Genomic DNA, 15612 nt, shown 5'->3' with positions numbered 1-15612 from the left:
TCTGCATGGATACCACGAGATAACCGGGGTCTACCCCCCAAGGGATAGGAAAGGATTACACGCGGGTTTCAGTGGATTCGCCAAGGGTAGCCAGGAGGCCGGCGGCGATGACGATCAGGCCGATGCTCATCAGGGGGGTGAAGCGCCAGCCGAAGGCGTCCGTGATCAGGGGGGTGGAGGCATAGGCGAAGGCGACTCCCAGGGCACACAGAACCAGAAGCCCGGCTGTGAGCGCGGGGCAGGGGAGCCGGGTCAGCCTGTGCAGATAGACCACGCCCGTGGCGAAGCAGCCTGGAACCACGCCGAGCCCCGCGCCCACCAGAAGCAGGTGGCTGAACTGGGTTGCCAATGCCAGGCCGGCTAGGGCCGGGATCAGTGCCAGAAAGGCCAGCAGCAGCACGGTGCCGGGTCTGGCGGCATGGACGGCCCAGCGGTAGAACGGCCACAGCAGCGGGATGCCGATGGCTGCCGGGGCCAGCAGGATGAAGCTGAACTGGGTGCTGGTGAACCCAAAAGTCTGGGACACCAGGGTTACGAGTGCGCCGAAAACGCCCCAGCTGCCTGCCGCCAGCGCCAGTACCAGCGTGGCCAGCGGCAGGGAACTGGAGAGGTTCCAGTTCTTGTCTGCGGGCTGCATTGGATATGGGACCTCATGCATGATGGGCGAGCATTGTGGTTTCAGTAGTTTGAGTGTCTGCGCAACCGTCATGCTGGTCAAAAGGTCATTAGGGGTAGCTGCTGTTGAATTGGTGTAACATGTCTATTACTTTCGATATACGCCCAGTCCTACACGCTTGCTGAGAACCAGATGCGCCTTTTCAGGGATTCGCTGATTGCCCGTATCGGAGTGGCCCTGGCGGCCGTTGTGATACTGGCACTGATCAATATCGGGGTTTCGCTGGCAATTTCCGCCAGTGCCCGGGGCGACGCCGCCGCCATCAACCATTCCGGACTGGTGCGTATGGAACTCCAGCGCCTGGTGACCCTGGGGGAGGCTGATGCCGCGCCGGAGCGAATTCAGGAGCAGATGCAGCAGATCACCGCCCGCCTTGAAAGCCCCCTTCTCAACAGTGCCATGCCGGGGCTGGCACATCCGGTGACGGACCAGTACCAGCATGTGCGGCTGACCTGGCTGGCCCTGATCCGGCCGGTCTACTCGGAAACACTCGGGGGAACCGCCACGCTTCTGCCTCTGCGCGGGACCACCGCCTTCATTGAGGAGGTGGATGCGCTGGTGACGGCGCTGGAAGCACGCGCCGAGTCGCGTATTGCGCTTCTGGGCATGGTCCAGGTGCTCTCCCTGATCCTGACCCTGGCTGTGGTGGTAGTACTGTTCCTGGACGTGCGCCGGCGCGTGGTGGAGCCCCTGAACCGGCTTCTGGCCATGGCGAGGGCGGCGGCGCGGCAGGATTTCACTCAGCGTACCGGCTTCCGTGGGCAGGATGAGCTGGCCGTGCTGGGCCGGACCTTCGACCAGATGAGCGAATCCCTCTCCCGGCGCTACGCGGACCTGGAATCACAGGCGGCGGCGCGCACCGAAGAACTGGAGCGCAGTCACCGTGCGCTGCAGCTTCTGCACAGCGCCAGCCGCTCGCTCTACGGTTCCTCGGACCTGTGCGAGGGGTCGGTGCCGTTGCTGCAGCAGCTGGAAGGGCTGCTGGACATTGGCCCGGTCAGCCTCTATCTGCATGAGCAGGAGAACGAGTCCTCGTTTGAGGCGGTTACCACCTTCGCCCAGGCACGTCCGGAACACTGCCGTTCCTTCAACTGCGACGCCTGCCTGACGGGTTGCCATACGTTCGAGGACCAGCCCGAGGAACACCGCAAGCGGCTGCTTCTGCCGGTGCGCACCGGGGATGACCTGGTGGGAACCCTGGAGGTCTGGTATGAGCGTGACCGGACCCTTGAGCATCACGAACGCCAGCTTCTGGAGACCCTGGCGGACCAGCTCGGTACTGCCGTCTACCTGAACCGCCGGATGACGGAGCAGCAGCGGCTGACCCTGATGGAGGAACGAACCGTGATCGCCCGTGAGCTGCATGATTCGCTGGCGCAGTCGCTGTCCTATCTCAAGATGCAGGTGGCGCGCCTGCAGAAGCTGCAGCAGGAGTCCGATCGCGAGGTGGATGCCCGCGAGGAGGAGGTGATCCAGGAGCTGCGCAACGGGCTGAACAATGGCTACCGTCAGCTGCGTGAACTGCTGACCACCTTCCGCCTGCAGTTCGATTCACCGGGCCTGGAAGAGGCCCTCCACCGCACGGTCCAGGAGTTCAGTGACCGGCTGGGCTATCCGGTGTCACTGGAGTACGACATGCCGCCCCGGATGTTCTCGCCGAACGAGGAGATCCATGTGCTCCAGATCGTGCGCGAGGCACTGGCCAATGTGCTCAAGCACGCCCAGGCTACCGAGGCCTCGGTGCGCGTTTACCAGCGTAATGGTTCGTTGCGGGTGGTGGTGCGGGACAATGGCGTGGGCCTGCCCGACGGAGGGGTGCCGCCGAGCCATTACGGCATCGTGATCATGCGTGATCGCAGCCAGACACTGGGTGGTGAGCTCAGTATGCGCAACAGGGAAGAGGGCGGCGCCGAGGTGCGCCTGATGATTCCCCAGAACAACTCCGGCCTGATCCAGGCTTCCTGATCCCCTTGATGAGTGACCAGTAACGGGATGATGTTATGACCCAGACAGACGAAAAAACGCCGGCGCGGATTCTGCTGATTGATGACCACCCCCTGCTGCGCCGGGGCATTACTCAGCTCCTGGACATGGAGGACAGCATGACCCTGGCGGGGGAAGCCAGCAATGCCCAAGAGGGCATCCGCCTTGCCGGGGAATTGGATCCGGACCTGATTCTTCTGGACCTGAACATGCCGGGCACGGATGGTCATGAGACGCTGCGCAAGCTGCGTGATGATGGTTTTCCCGGCCGCATCGTGATCTTCACCGTCTCGGATGCGGAGGATGACGTGGTCGCGGCGTTGCGCGCGGGCGCTGATGGTTACCTGCTCAAGGACATGGAGCCCGAGGACCTGATGAGCCGGCTGCATCAGGCAGCCGTGGGCAAGCTGGTGATCAGCGACCGGCTCACGACCCTGCTGGCCGACGCCCTGCGTCATCAGCACACGCCGGAGGCGGAGGGACCGGACTACGCCAGTCTGACCCCGAGGGAGAAGGACATCCTGCGCCACATTGCGGAAGGGCTCTCGAACAAGATGGTGGCCCGGCGACTGGACATCAGCGAGGGTACCGTCAAGGTGCACGTCAAGCACCTGCTCAAGAAGCTCGGGCTGCGCTCCCGGGTGGAGGCCGCCGTCTGGGCGGTCCATGAGGGCTACGCGGAAAACTCATGAGAGGTCGTCCATAAGCGCCGAGAGGGTGGCGCGGCCCCGGCGCTGGTTGGCGTCGGGGTCCCTGTCCGAGCTGCCCTCGCGCTCCACGTGCTCATCCGGCATCTCATCCAGGAAGCGGCTGGGAATGGGCTCGATGACCTCACCGTACTGCTTGCGCTGGCCGGCGTAGGTCAGGGTCAGGCAGCGCTGGGCGCGGGTGATGCCCACGTACATCAGCCGCCGCTCCTCCTCGATGGTTTCCGACTCGATGCTGCTGCGGTGCGGCAGAAGCTCCTCCTCCAGCCCCATGATGAAGACATTCGGGAACTCCAGGCCCTTGGAGGCGTGCAGGGTCATGAGCTGGACCCGGTCGCTGTCGTCCTCTTCCTCCTGGCGGTCCAGGATGTCACGCAGCACCAGGCGGCTGACGGCCTCCTCCAGTGTCTGCTCCGTCTCGCCGTCGTCCTCGTTCGGCTCCATCTGCTCGATGGAGTCCAGCAGGTACCAGACGTTCTCCATGCGCTTCTGGGCCTGCTTGGCGCTGGAGGCGTTCTGGTGCAGCCATTCCTCGTATTCCACTTCCGTGAACATCCGGCGGATCACGCCCAGGGTGTCGTCGCCGCTTTCAAGCTGCTGGCGGACGTCGTGCAGGAAGTGCGTGAAGCGCCGCAGTTTCTCCAGCGCACGGGCCTGGATGTGGCTGTCGGCGCCGACTTCATCCAGGGCGCGGACCAGGCTCATCTGACGCTGGCGGGCATAGCCGGTGAGCTGCTCCAGGGTGCGTGGGCCGATCTCGCGGCGGGGCACGTTGACCACACGCAGGAAGGCGACGTCGTCATCCGGGTTGGTGAGCAGGCGCAGGTACGCCATGGCGTCCTTGATCTCGTTGCGGGCAAAGAACGAGGTACCTCCGGAGATCTTGTAGGGGATCTGGTAGGCCTGGAGCTTGATCTCCAGCAGTTTCGACTGGTGGTTGCCCCGGTACAGAACGGCGAAATCCCTGTATTCCGACCGGCTCCGCAGGCGCTGGTCCAGGATCTCGGAGGCGATGCGTTCGGCTTCCCCCTCCTCGTTGCGGCAGCGCAGCACGCGGATGGGGTCGCCCACGCCCAGCTCGCTCCACAGGGCCTTGTCGAAGACGTGGGGGTTGTTGGCGATGACGGTGTTGGCGGTGCTCAGAATACGGCGCATGGAGCGGTAGTTCTGCTCCAGCTTGACGATCTTCAGCGAGGGGAAGTCCTCCTTGAGCTGGGCCAGGTTCTCCGGCCGCGCGCCGCGCCAGGCGTAGATGGACTGGTCGTCGTCGCCCACCACCGTCAGGCCCTGGCGGTGGCCCACCAGCAGGCGCACCAGTTCGTACTGGCTCAGGTTGGTGTCCTGGTACTCGTCCACCAGGAGGTAGCGGATGCGACGCTGCCACTTCTGGAGCACCTCTTCGTGGTTGCGGAACAGCAGTACGGGCAGCAGGATCAGGTCGTCGAAATCCAGGGCGTTGTAGGCCTTCAGGTAGTCCGCGTAATGCTGATAGATGACCGCAAAGCGCTCCTCGTGGGCGTCATTGGCCCGGCTCAGCGCCTGGTCCGGCAGCAGCATGGCGTTCTTCCAGTTCGAGATCGTGGTCTGCAGGTCGCCGACCTCGAGCCCGGTATCCGGGGCATGTTCGGCGAGCAGGTCGCGCAGCAGGTTGCGGGCGTCCTCGGCATCGAAGATGGAGAAGCCGGGGTGGTAACCCACCGCGTCGTGCTCCTCGCGCAGGATCGTCAGCCCCAGGTTGTGGAAGGTGGCCACGGTCAGCCCGCGGGCCGCCCGCCGGTCCACCAGTTTGCTGACGCGTTCCTTCATCTCCCGCGCCGCCTTGTTGGTGAAGGTCACGGCGGCAATGTGGCGCCCGGGGTAGCCGGCGTATTCGATCAGGTGGGCGATCTTGCGCGTGATCACGCTGGTCTTGCCGCTGCCGGCGCCTGCGAGCACCAGCAGCGGCCCGTCCAGGTACTTAACGGCTTCGCGTTGGCGGGGGTTGAGATCGGCCACGGGGCTGTCCTCCTGATTGGAGAGGCATTGTAGCATTGAGACGGCATGGCTTGATCGGGGCTGGATCGAGTGGTTAAATCTCTCTCACCCAGTAATCAGGAACAGGGAGACGTTCATGGGCAAGCCAGCCGCCACTCTCGGCGATTTTCACACCTGTCCCCAGTTTGATGGTCCCAAACCCCACGTGGGCGGCCCTGCCGTGCAGGGTTCACCGAATGTTCTGATCGGTGGCCGTCCGGCCGTGCGTCAGGGGGATAAGGCCGTCTGTGTGGGACCTCCGGATACGGTCAGCGAGGGCTCGCCGACCGTCTTCATCAATGGCAGACCGGCCGCCACCCTGGGCTGCGCAACGGCCCACGGCGGCAAGCTGGTGGTCGGCAACCCGACCGTGCTGATTGGCTGAGACGCGGCTTTGCCGGTTCAGCCGTACCGGCCGGTGATGTAGTCCTCGGTCTTCTGCTCACGCGGATTGGTGAACAGGGTGTCCGTGTCGTTGAACTCCACGATCTCGCCCATGTGGAAGAAGGCGGTGTAGCCGGCCACCCGGGCGGCCTGCTGGAGGTTGTGGGTGACGATGGCGATGGTGTAGCGGTCCTTCAGTTCGTCGATCAGCTCCTCGATGGTGGCCGTGGCCAGCGGGTCCAGTGAGGAGGCTGGCTCGTCCATCAGGATGACTTCCGGGTTCACGGCAATGGCCCGTGCGATGCACAGGCGCTGCTGCTGGCCGCCCGAAAGGGCAGTACCCGGTGTCTGCAGCCGGTCCGAAACCTCCCGCCACAGCCCTGCGCGCTTGAGCGAGTGCTCCACCAGTTCGTCCAGATCCCGGCGGCCGTTCACGATGCCGTGCAGCCGCGGAGCGTAGGCGATGTTCTCGTAGATGCTCTTGGGGAAGGGGTTCGGCTTCTGGAAGACCATGCCCACGTTGCTGCGCAGCTGCACCACGTCCACGTCGGGGTGGTAGATGTCCTCGCCGTCCAGCGTGATCTGACCTTCGATCCGGACACTCGGGATCAGGTCGTTCATGCGGTTGAGGCAGCGCAGGAAGGAACTCTTGCCGCAGCCGGACGGGCCGATCAGAGCCGTCACCTCGTTTTCGTGGATATTGAGGTTGAGGTCATGCAGTGCCTGGGTCCTGTCATACCACAGGTTCACATTCTCGGCCTTTACCTTGACGTTCTTCTCGGCAGTGCCGGCCGTCTGGGCCGGGGCACTGGTGTCGGTCTGCCCGGTCATAGAGGTTACTGATTCCGTGGTTTCTGGGGATTCGGTTGTGGCTTCAGAGTACATACGCACCTCGTATAGCGCTACCAGCGGCGCTCGAATTTGCGCCGCAGAAAGACGGCCGTGGCGTTGAGGGTCAGCAGCACCGCCAGCAGAACCATGATGCCGGCGGCGGTTTTCTCCACATAGGCCTGCTGGGGTTCCGAGGCCCAGGTGAAGACCTGTGCCGGGAGCACGGTGGCGGCTTCAAAGATGCCGGAGGGAGCCTCCGGGATGTAGGCGATCATGCCCACGATGATCAGCGGCGCCGTCTCGCCCATGGCCTGTGCCAGGCCGATGATGGTGCCGGTCAGTATGCCCGGCAGCGAGGAGGGCAGCACATGGTCGCGCACCACCTGCCAGCGGGAGCAGCCCATGGCGAAGGCCCCCTGGCGGATGGGGTCCGGCACGGCCCGCAATGCCGCGCGGGTGCTGATGATGATGATGGGCAGTGTCATCAGCCCCAGGGTCAGGCCGCCGGCCAGGGCCGAGGAACGGGGCACGCCGAAGAAGTTGATGAACAGCGCCAGACCCAGCAGGCCGAAGATGATCGACGGCACCGCCGCCAGGTTGTTGATATTGACCTCAATGGTCTGGGTCAGCTTGTTGTCCGGGGCGAACTCCTCCAGATAGACAGCGGACATGACGCCGATGGGAAAGGCGAACAGCAGGGTGATGCCCAGCACATAGAGTGTGCCCACGGCCGCCGAGAAGATACCGGCCAGCTCCGGCAGCTTGGAGTCCCCCGAGGTGAAGAAGCGCGTATTGAAGGTGCTCTGGATGCGCCCTTCCTCAGCCAGTGCATTGACCTGCTCCTCCAGCTTGTCCGGGAGGTCCGGGGCGCCCCCCTGTTCCTTCACGGCGGGGGAAACGTTGCGGCCGTGCTTGAGATACTGGTCGATCTCGGCCTTCACAGGCACCCATGTCTCTTCCGTGGTCCCGAGCAGGTCGGGATTACGGTCGATGGCGCGCGGAATCGAGCGGGTGGCGCCGCGTGAGGCGACCTCGCGCATGTCACCGTCCAGTGCGAACTGGCCCAGGCGTTCCGAGCGCTCGTTGTACTCCAGCGTGACCTTGACCTGATGCTGCCAGAAGGCGGTGTAGCCCTGGCTGATGATGTCAGTGAAAAACGCCACGATGATCGCGAAGGCGATGGTGACCGCACCAATGCAGTAGGCCTTGAAGCGCCGCTCGGCGCGGTAGCGGCGGCGGATGCGGGGGTCGTTGGCGGAGCCGGTCAGTTTGCGCGTGCTCATGTCGGTTCGCTCAGTCGTATTGTTGCTTGAAACGCCGCACCATCACCGTGGAGATGATGTTCAGCGTCAGGGTCACAATGAACAGCACCAGCCCCAGTGCGAACGCGGAGAGCGTCTGGGGGCTGTCGAAGGACTGGTCCCCGGTCAGGGAGTAGACGATGTTCACGGTCACCGTCGTCATGTCCTCGAGGGGGTTCCAGGTCAGGTTCGGGCGTACGCCCGCGGCCATCACCACGATCATGGTCTCGCCCAGCGCCCGTGAGACGCCCAGCAGGAACGCCGAGATCACCCCGGGCAGCGCTGCCGGCACCACCACGTTGCGGATGGTCTCGGAACGTGTCGTGCCCAGGGCGAAAGCGCCCTCGCGCAGGCTCTGGGGAATGCTGTTGATGACGTCATCCGACAGTGACGAGATGAAGGGGATGATCATGATGCCCATGACGATGCCGGGCGAGAGGATGTTGCTGTAGGAGGCGTCCAGCCCGAAGTAACCGGCAATATCCACAATGATGGGCGTGACGGTGACGGCGGCAAAGAAGCCGTAGACCACGGTTGGGATGCCGGCGAGGATCTCAAGGATCGGCTTGACCACGCCCCGGGTCTTCAGGGAGGCGTACTCGGACATGAAAATGGCCGACAGCAGCCCGATGGGCAGCGCCACCGCCATGGCAATGCCGGTGACCATGAAGGTGCCCGCGAACAGTGGCACCGAGCCGAACACGCCGCCACCGCCCTCGCTGATTTCGTCACCACGGCCGGCAGCTTCCAGGAAGGAGTCGCCCGGGTCCCAGACGGTTCCCGTGATGAACTCCCAGACGCTCACCTCGCGGAAGAAACGCATGGCCTCGAAGATGACCGACAGCACGATGGCAATGGTGGTCATGATGGAGATCAGGGCCGCGCTCAGCAGCAGCCAGCGCATCAGGTTGTCGAGCTTGATGCGCGCGCGGAGGCTGGGCTGGATTGCCCTCAGGCCGAAACCGAAACCGGCCGCCGCGGTAACCAGCGTCATGGCCAGCACCAGTTCCGATGGCAGGGCAATCCAGCCGAGAAGATTGAGCAGCGAGGCAACAAAGGCGACCCCGATGGCCGGCACCGCCATGGACACCACGGAATACCAGCCGTATTGCTGGGGTCTTGAATGAAGCCGGATCCCTTCGGCCTGGGTGTTCAGTGCCTTGCGGCGACCCAGGAAGAATCCGGCGTAGCCCAGCGGGATCAGTCCCGCGAGCAGTATCAGCGTGGTTTCACCTACGCTCACTGTTGCCTCCCCTCTATACGCTAAAAACCCGGCTGGCCACCAGGGGTGGACGCAGCCGGGAAGGGTTCAGAGATTACTTGAGATCGCTGCGCTCAAGGTTGACCCGGTCAGCGACGCGTTCCTGCCACTGCTGGCGGGCCTTGTCCGGAAGCGGGATCAGGCCTTCTTCCACCAGCAGGCCACCCGGGCCGATCATCAGGTCATCCATGAAGAGGCTGACGTAGCCGTCGATGCCGGGTGCAACCGAGCCTTCATGAGCCTTCTTGATGTAGAACCAGAGGCTCCGGGCCACCGGGTAATCTTCCGTCGAGATGTTCTCGGTGGTGGGCTCAACGCCGTCAACCTTGGCCGCCTTGACGCTGCCCCGGTTCTCTTCCAGGAAGCTGTAACCGAAGACACCGAAGGCCGCCTTGTTCTCCTGGATGCGCTTGATGATCAGGTTGTCGTTTTCGCCGGAATCCACGTAGGCACCATCAGAGCGGATATCGGTGTATTCCTCGGGGTAACCGGCTTCCTCGCTGACCGCGGCCATGACCAGTTCCTCGAAGGCGTCCCGTGTGCCGGAAGTGGTCGGCGGGCCGAGGATCTCGATCTCGCGGTCCGGGAGGCTGGAGTCGATCTCGCTCCAGTTGTCATAGGGGTTCTCGACCAGCTCGCCATCCTGTGGGACTTCGGCGGCAACGGCCAGCAGGATCTGCTCACGGGAGAGGTTGAGGTCATCGTTGTCGGCGCTCTGGGCGAAGACAATGCCGTCAGAGCCGATCATCGCTTCCGTGATCTCCTCCACGCCGTTCTCCTGGCAGCGCTCGAATTCGCTGACCTTCATGCGGCGGGAAGCGTTGGTGATGTCCGGTGTACCGGCGCCGACGCCTTCACAGAAGAGCCGGATGCCGCCGCCGGAGCCCGTGGACTCGATGGTTGGGGTGGGGTATTCCGTGGTGGCCCCGAATTCCTCCGTGACATAGCTGGCGAACGGGTAGACCGTGCTTGAGCCAACAATCCGGATCTGGTCGCGCTCCTGGGCGACAGAGACCGTGCTGGCGCTCATCAGTGCCGCCAGTGCGATGGCGGATTTCTTCCAGGTCTTCATGGATGCACTCCTCAGGTTGACCCACTTTCCCGCAACAATGACGAGTCTATGGGTGTCGTGTGACAGTTTTATGACAACGGTGAAAGAAAGGTCCGGATCGGACCCGGGTCTGGGAACCGCCCCGGCTGGGGGCCGGACCGGTTCCCGGAGGGCTGGCTCAGAAGCTGAAGATGGCGCCGACCATGACGTGGTCGCCTTCATCCTCGACGCGGTCGTACTGACCGGCTTCCGCCCAGATGCTCAGCGGCTCGTAGAGCTGGTGTGAAACACCCAGGGTGATCTCATCGCGTTCCTTTATAGTCGTCTCGTCATCCGGCGAGACGCGCTGGACAGCGCCGTAGTACTCGGTACGGCCCTGGCTGAAGGTGCCGCGCAGAGCGGTGAAGGTGGTTTCGTCGCCCGCGGGGTCGTTATCCACGTTCTCCTGGATGGAGTACTTGGCGCCGAACTCGAACTGGCCGATGCCGTAGATGCCGGATACGCCGTAGGTGTTCTCGCCGACGTAAGTCTCACCACCGGGGATATTTGTTTCGCCATCACTGTATGTATTGGTTGATTCGGCCTTCCGATCGTCATAGCCGGCATACAGCCCCCAGTTGTCCGCCGTGTAGCCGCCGGCAATCGAAAGGCCAACCTCGTTGCTGTCTTCGTTGGTTGGTCCCTCATCACGCCCCTGGATCCGAGCCTGGGTGCGGAAGCTGAAACCGTTCCAGTCCGGGCTGTAGTAGGCGATCTGGTTGTTCTCACCGGCGAAGGCCTCATCGGAGATCTCGGCGTCTTCCGCTACCTCGGTGGCGTCGACGATCAGGTCCTCGTAGACGCTGTCGAAGTTGCCGGCCTGGACCTTGCCGAAGTCGCCCTTCACACCCAGGAAGGCACTGTCCTGGTTGTCGAGCCCGCCGCTGTTGTCATCACTGCTGTATTCCAGCTCGACCTGACCAAAGGCGGTGACCGCGTTGCTGACCCGGGTCTCGAAGGCAAAGCCGAGAGTGGAATCCTCGTCATCCAGCTCGGTGGAGGCGTCCCCGTCCCCATTCTTTTCCGAGATCACCTTGGGCTCCACGGTGCCGTAGAGGTTGAAGGTGGTGTTCTCCGCCAGGCTGAGGCCTTCATCGGCCGTGAACTCCAGGGCCTGCGCGCTGGGTGCGGCCAGGGTGGCGGCGATGGCGGCGGAGAGAAGTTGTTTTCTGGTCATGGCATGCTCCTTCGGTTTGCGTTGTGCCAGATTAAGTGTGATCCAGCCCTGAAAGTCTGTCATTGGGTTCCATCAAGTTCTTCTAATGGAAGCAGGTCGTTGCCCTGCGGGCTTCCCGCGAGCGTCTGGCGACGAGTCTATGGAGGGGGTATGACATTTTCGTGACATTGAGGAAAGAAATTCCTCCTTTGCGGAGGGGGTCGCGGGACCTGTACCTGAGTGCCCGCATCGCTATAATGGCCACCGGACTTCAAACCCACCGGAAACGGTTCCCCATGAGCTCAATCAATCAGGCCATTGCCAATGAACTGGGCATCAGCCGGCGCCAGGTGGATGCCACCGTGGCCCTGCTGGACGAAGGTGCCACGGTTCCCTTCATCGCCCGTTACCGCAAGGAAGTCACCGGCTCTCTGGATGACAGCCAGCTTCGCCAGCTCGACGAACGGCTGCGCTACCGCCGGGAGATGGAGGACAGGCGCGCCACCATCATTGAGACCATCCGGGAGCAGGGCCAGCTGACCGATGCGCTGCTGGCCAGCCTCAGTGAAGCGGACACCAAGGGTCGGCTGGAGGACCTCTACCTGCCGTACAAGCCCAAGCGCCGCACCAAGGGGCAGATCGCCCGGGAGGCGGGGCTGGAACCGCTGGCGGATGCGCTTTTTGATGACCCGAATCAGGACCCGGAAGTGCTGGCCGGCGACTACCTCAACAGTGAGGCGGGCATTGAGGATGCGAAGGCGGCACTGGATGGCGCCCGTTACATCCTGATGGAACGCTTCGCCGAGGACGCGGACCTGCTGGCGCGGCTGCGTGACTTCCTGTGGCAGGACGGCCAGCTTCGGGTGCAGGTGGTCAATGGGAAAGAGGAAGAGGGTGCCCGTTTCCGCGATTACTTCGACCACAGCGAACCCCTGAAGAAGGTGCCCTCGCACCGCGCCCTGGCCATCTTCCGGGGCCGCAACGAGGGCGTTCTGCAGTACAGCATCGAAGTGGGCGACCCCGAGGCGGACAGCCGCGCGCCGCATCCGGCCGATGGCATGATCGCCTCGCACTGGGGTATCCGCAACGAAGGCCGCCCCGCCGACCGCTGGCTGGGCGAGGTGGTGCGCTGGACCTGGCGGGTCAAGCTGAGCACCCATCTGGAAACCGACCTCATGGGCAGCCTGCGCGAGCGGGCGGAATCCGAGGCCATCCAGGTCTTTGCCAGCAACCTCAAGGACCTGCTCATGGCCGCGCCCGCCGGCAAGACCGCGACGATCGGCCTGGATCCGGGGCTGCGTACCGGCGTGAAGGTGGCGATCGTGGACGGCACCGGCCGCTTTCTCGACCAGGGGGGCATTCATCCGCACGCGCCCAGGAACCAGTGGGACCAGTCCATCGAGCAGCTCGCCGGCTGGTGCCGCCAGCACGGGGTCGGCCTGATCGCCATTGGCAACGGCACCGCCTCCCGGGAGACAGACCGGCTGGTAGGGGATCTCATCAAGCGTTACCCGGAGCTGGGCGTGACCCGGGTCATGGTCAACGAGGCCGGGGCTTCCGTGTATTCGGCCTCCGAGTACGCCTCCAGGGAGCTGCCGGACCTGGACGTGACCATCCGGGGCGCCGTCTCCATTGCCAGGCGCCTCCAGGACCCGCTCGCGGAGCTGGTCAAGATCGAGCCCAAGTCCATCGGCGTGGGCCAGTACCAGCACGATGTCTCCCAGGTGCAGCTGGCGCGCACCCTGGATGCCGTGATCGAGGACTGTGTGAATGCCGTGGGTGTGGATCTCAACACCGCGTCCGTGCCGCTGCTGACGCGGGTGGCCGGGCTGAACACTGGCATTGCCGAGAACATCATCCGCCACCGGGAACAGAAGGGCATGTTCCGCAGCCGCCGGGAACTGATGGAGGTCAGCCGGCTGGGGGAAAAGACCTTCGAACAGGCCGCCGGCTTCCTGCGCATCATGGACGGAGAGAACCCGCTGGACGCCTCGGCCGTGCACCCGGAGGCCTATGGGTTCGTCGAGGCCCTGGCGAAGAAGGAGGGGCGTTCCCTGGGTGCGATTATCGGTGATCACGCATTCACCCGGGCCCAGGACCCTGCCAGACTCGCGGATGAGCGCTTTGGTGAACCCACGGTCCGCGACATCCTGAAGGAGCTGGAAAAGCCCGGCCGGGATCCGCGCCCGGAATTCGAATACGCACAGTTCCGCGAGGGCGTGGAGACGCTGGCGGATCTGGAACCCGGCATGAAGCTTGAGGGCAATGTCACCAACGTGACCCACTTCGGGGCCTTCGTGGACATCGGCGTCCACCAGGACGGGCTGGTGCACATCTCCGCGCTGTCCAACGAGTTCGTGAAGGACCCGCGGGATGTGGTCCGCGCCGGGGATGTGGTGACCGTGAAGGTGCTGTCCGTGGACCGGGACCGCAAGCGCATTGAGCTGACCATGCGCATGGGCGATGAGCCCGGGCAGGCCACCCAGGGCAGCGCCAAGCCGAAAAATGCCGGTAAGGGTGAACCTGCCGGGAAAGGGCCGCGTAACAGCTCCGGCGGTCGCGGGTCGAAACCGAAGAAGCCGGAAGCCGGTGGCGCCATGGCGGATGCCTTTGCCCGCGCCCGCCAGTCCGACAAACAGCATTAAACGGGAGTATTGCATGGGGGAACGCCGTTTCAGGGCCCTGGAGTCGATCGCCGGCGGTGACTGGCCGGGATTCCGCAAGGGGCTGGAGAAAGAGGGGCTGCGGGTGGATTCCGAGGGCGCCATCGCCCGGACGCCGCACCCGGAAGCCCTGGGTTCCGCCCTCACCAACCCGGCGATTACCACGGACTATTCCGAGTCCCTGCTGGAACTGGTCACCCCTGTGTGTGAATCCACCAGTGAGCTGATGGCCGCCATCGAGGGCATCCATGCCTATGTTCACCGCCACCTGGGCGACGAGACGCTCTGGCCCCTGAGCATGCCCTGTCGCCTGGATGGTGAGCAGAGCATTCCCATTGCGCATTACGGCACCTCCAACATCGGCATGCTCAAGACCGTCTATCGCCGTGGTCTGGCCTGGCGTTACGGGCGCATCATGCAGAGCATTGCGGGCACCCATTACAACTTTTCTTTGCCCGACGCTTTCTGGCGGCAGTGGCAGCAGCAGCTCGGCGATCCGGGCTCGCTGGCGGACTTCCGCACCCAGCAGTACTTCTGGCTGATCCGCAACTTCCGCCGCCAGAGTTGGCTGCTGATGTACCTTTTCGGCGCTTCGCCGGCGCTGGACACCAGCTTCATGAACGGCAGCCGCTCCGGCCTGGCACCGCTCGGTGACCGCACGCTCTTCCAGCAGGGCGCCACTTCGCTGCGCATGAGTGACCTGGGCTACAACAACCAAGCCCAGTCCTCGCTGGACATCTGCTTCAACCGGCTCGAGACCTACACCGACACCCTGGACAACGCCATCCACACCACCTGGCCGCCTTACCAGGAAATCGGCCTCTTCCGGGATGGCGAACGCATCCAGATCAACGACAGCGTGCTGCAGATCGAGAACGAGTACTACAGCGCCATCCGCCCCAAGCGCACCACCGAATCCGGCGAAAAACCGCTGCATGCCCTGCAGGAAAGGGGTGTGGAATACGTGGAGGTGCGCTGCCTCGACCTTGATCCGTTCTCCGCGGTGGGGGTAAGCGAGGACCAGCTGGATTTCATGGACCTGTTCCTGCTGCACTGCCTGGTCAGCGACAGCCCGCTGATTGACGATAACGAATGCGACAGCCTGGATAACGCCTTCCAGGACGTGGTCCGACACGGGCGTGATCCGGGTGCGCGGTTCTGTTTCGGCGCCGGCGCGGAGCCGCTGGCGCAGGCAGGGCACCGGATCCTGGACCGCATGGCGGAGCTGGCGGCGGTGCTGCCGGGCGCTGAACGCTACCAGGCCGTTCTTGCCACCATGCGCGCCCGGCTGGACGACCCCGCCCAGACACCCTCGGGCCGTCTGCTCAGTGAGCTGGGTGATGGCCGCGAGCTGGTGGACTGGGGGCTGGCTACGGCCACCGCCCAGCAGGCGCAGGTGCGTGACAGGGCCACTGACGGTTGGGATGCGCACCTGGCGGAACTGGCCCGCCAGTCACTGGCCGACCAGAAGGCGGTGGAAGATTCCGAGAGTGAGGATTTCGAGACCTTTCTGGCCCGCTATCTGGCGGAATGAGGGCCGCCCTGTG

At 64.1% G+C, this 15612-nt stretch carries 12 protein-coding genes; 5 read left to right on the top strand and 7 right to left on the bottom strand.

Annotated elements, in window-relative coordinates:
* Positions 1 to 55 precede the first annotated feature (55 nt).
* Positions 56 to 637 (bottom strand): MFS transporter, encoded by a 582-nt coding sequence (locus tag F3089_RS10525; RefSeq protein ID WP_151440762.1) that lies wholly within the window; start codon positions 635 to 637, stop codon positions 56 to 58.
* Between the two features lie 171 nt (positions 638 to 808).
* Here F3089_RS10525 and F3089_RS10520 point away from each other — a divergent pair, with 171 nt between their 5' ends.
* The gene (locus tag F3089_RS10520) at positions 809 to 2641 is read left to right on the top strand and encodes a type IV pili methyl-accepting chemotaxis transducer N-terminal domain-containing protein (protein ID WP_151440761.1); all 1833 of its coding nucleotides are present in this window, start codon (positions 809 to 811) and stop codon (positions 2639 to 2641) included.
* Between the two features lie 35 nt (positions 2642 to 2676).
* The gene (narL, locus tag F3089_RS10515) at positions 2677 to 3351 is read left to right on the top strand and encodes a two-component system response regulator NarL (protein ID WP_151440760.1); all 675 of its coding nucleotides are present in this window, start codon (positions 2677 to 2679) and stop codon (positions 3349 to 3351) included.
* On the opposite strand, the gene rep is transcribed toward narL, so the two are convergent.
* A complete protein-coding gene (gene rep / locus F3089_RS10510; RefSeq protein ID WP_151440759.1) occupies positions 3346 to 5361 on the bottom strand; it encodes a DNA helicase Rep in 2016 nt (671 codons plus the stop codon). The two genes, narL and rep, sit on opposite strands and share 6 nt — an antisense overlap.
* A gap of 115 nt (positions 5362 to 5476) precedes the next feature.
* Between rep and F3089_RS10505 the strand changes: the two genes are divergently transcribed.
* A complete protein-coding gene (locus F3089_RS10505) occupies positions 5477 to 5764 on the top strand; it encodes a PAAR domain-containing protein (RefSeq protein ID WP_151440758.1) in 288 nt (95 codons plus the stop codon).
* A 17-nt stretch (positions 5765 to 5781) separates the two neighbouring features.
* Here F3089_RS10505 and pstB read toward each other — a convergent pair whose 3' ends face one another.
* From pstB to F3089_RS10480, 5 genes are all read right to left on the bottom strand, one after another.
* Positions 5782 to 6648 (bottom strand): phosphate ABC transporter ATP-binding protein PstB, encoded by an 867-nt coding sequence (gene pstB, locus F3089_RS10500; protein WP_151440757.1) that lies wholly within the window; start codon positions 6646 to 6648, stop codon positions 5782 to 5784.
* A 17-nt stretch (positions 6649 to 6665) separates the two neighbouring features.
* Positions 6666 to 7877, bottom strand: coding sequence for a phosphate ABC transporter permease PstA (gene pstA, locus F3089_RS10495; protein ID WP_192497343.1), 1212 nt, complete (start codon positions 7875 to 7877; stop codon positions 6666 to 6668).
* 10 nt (positions 7878 to 7887) lie between these two features.
* Positions 7888 to 9138: a phosphate ABC transporter permease subunit PstC gene (gene pstC, locus F3089_RS10490; protein ID WP_151440756.1), complete on the bottom strand. Its 1251-nt coding sequence runs from the start codon at positions 9136 to 9138 to the stop codon at positions 7888 to 7890.
* A gap of 73 nt (positions 9139 to 9211) precedes the next feature.
* On the bottom strand, positions 9212 to 10228 hold the full coding sequence (locus tag F3089_RS10485; protein ID WP_151440755.1) for a substrate-binding domain-containing protein: 1017 nt from the start codon (positions 10226 to 10228) through the stop codon (positions 9212 to 9214).
* Between the two features lie 157 nt (positions 10229 to 10385).
* Positions 10386 to 11423, bottom strand: coding sequence for a porin (locus F3089_RS10480; RefSeq protein ID WP_192497342.1), 1038 nt, complete (start codon positions 11421 to 11423; stop codon positions 10386 to 10388).
* Positions 11424 to 11698: 275 nt separating this feature from the next.
* Here F3089_RS10480 and F3089_RS10475 point away from each other — a divergent pair, with 275 nt between their 5' ends.
* On the top strand, positions 11699 to 14047 hold the full coding sequence (locus F3089_RS10475) for a Tex family protein (RefSeq protein ID WP_151440753.1): 2349 nt from the start codon (positions 11699 to 11701) through the stop codon (positions 14045 to 14047).
* 13 nt (positions 14048 to 14060) lie between these two features.
* On the top strand, positions 14061 to 15599 hold the full coding sequence (gene gshA / locus F3089_RS10470; protein ID WP_151440752.1) for a glutamate--cysteine ligase: 1539 nt from the start codon (positions 14061 to 14063) through the stop codon (positions 15597 to 15599).
* The last annotated feature ends 13 nt before the right edge of the window (positions 15600 to 15612 follow it).

This window comes from Halospina sp. K52047b (assembly GCF_008709855.1).
GTDB lineage: Bacteria > Pseudomonadota > Gammaproteobacteria > Pseudomonadales > Oleiphilaceae > Halospina > Halospina utahensis_B.
This window is presented reverse-complemented; position numbering and strand designations above follow the sequence as displayed.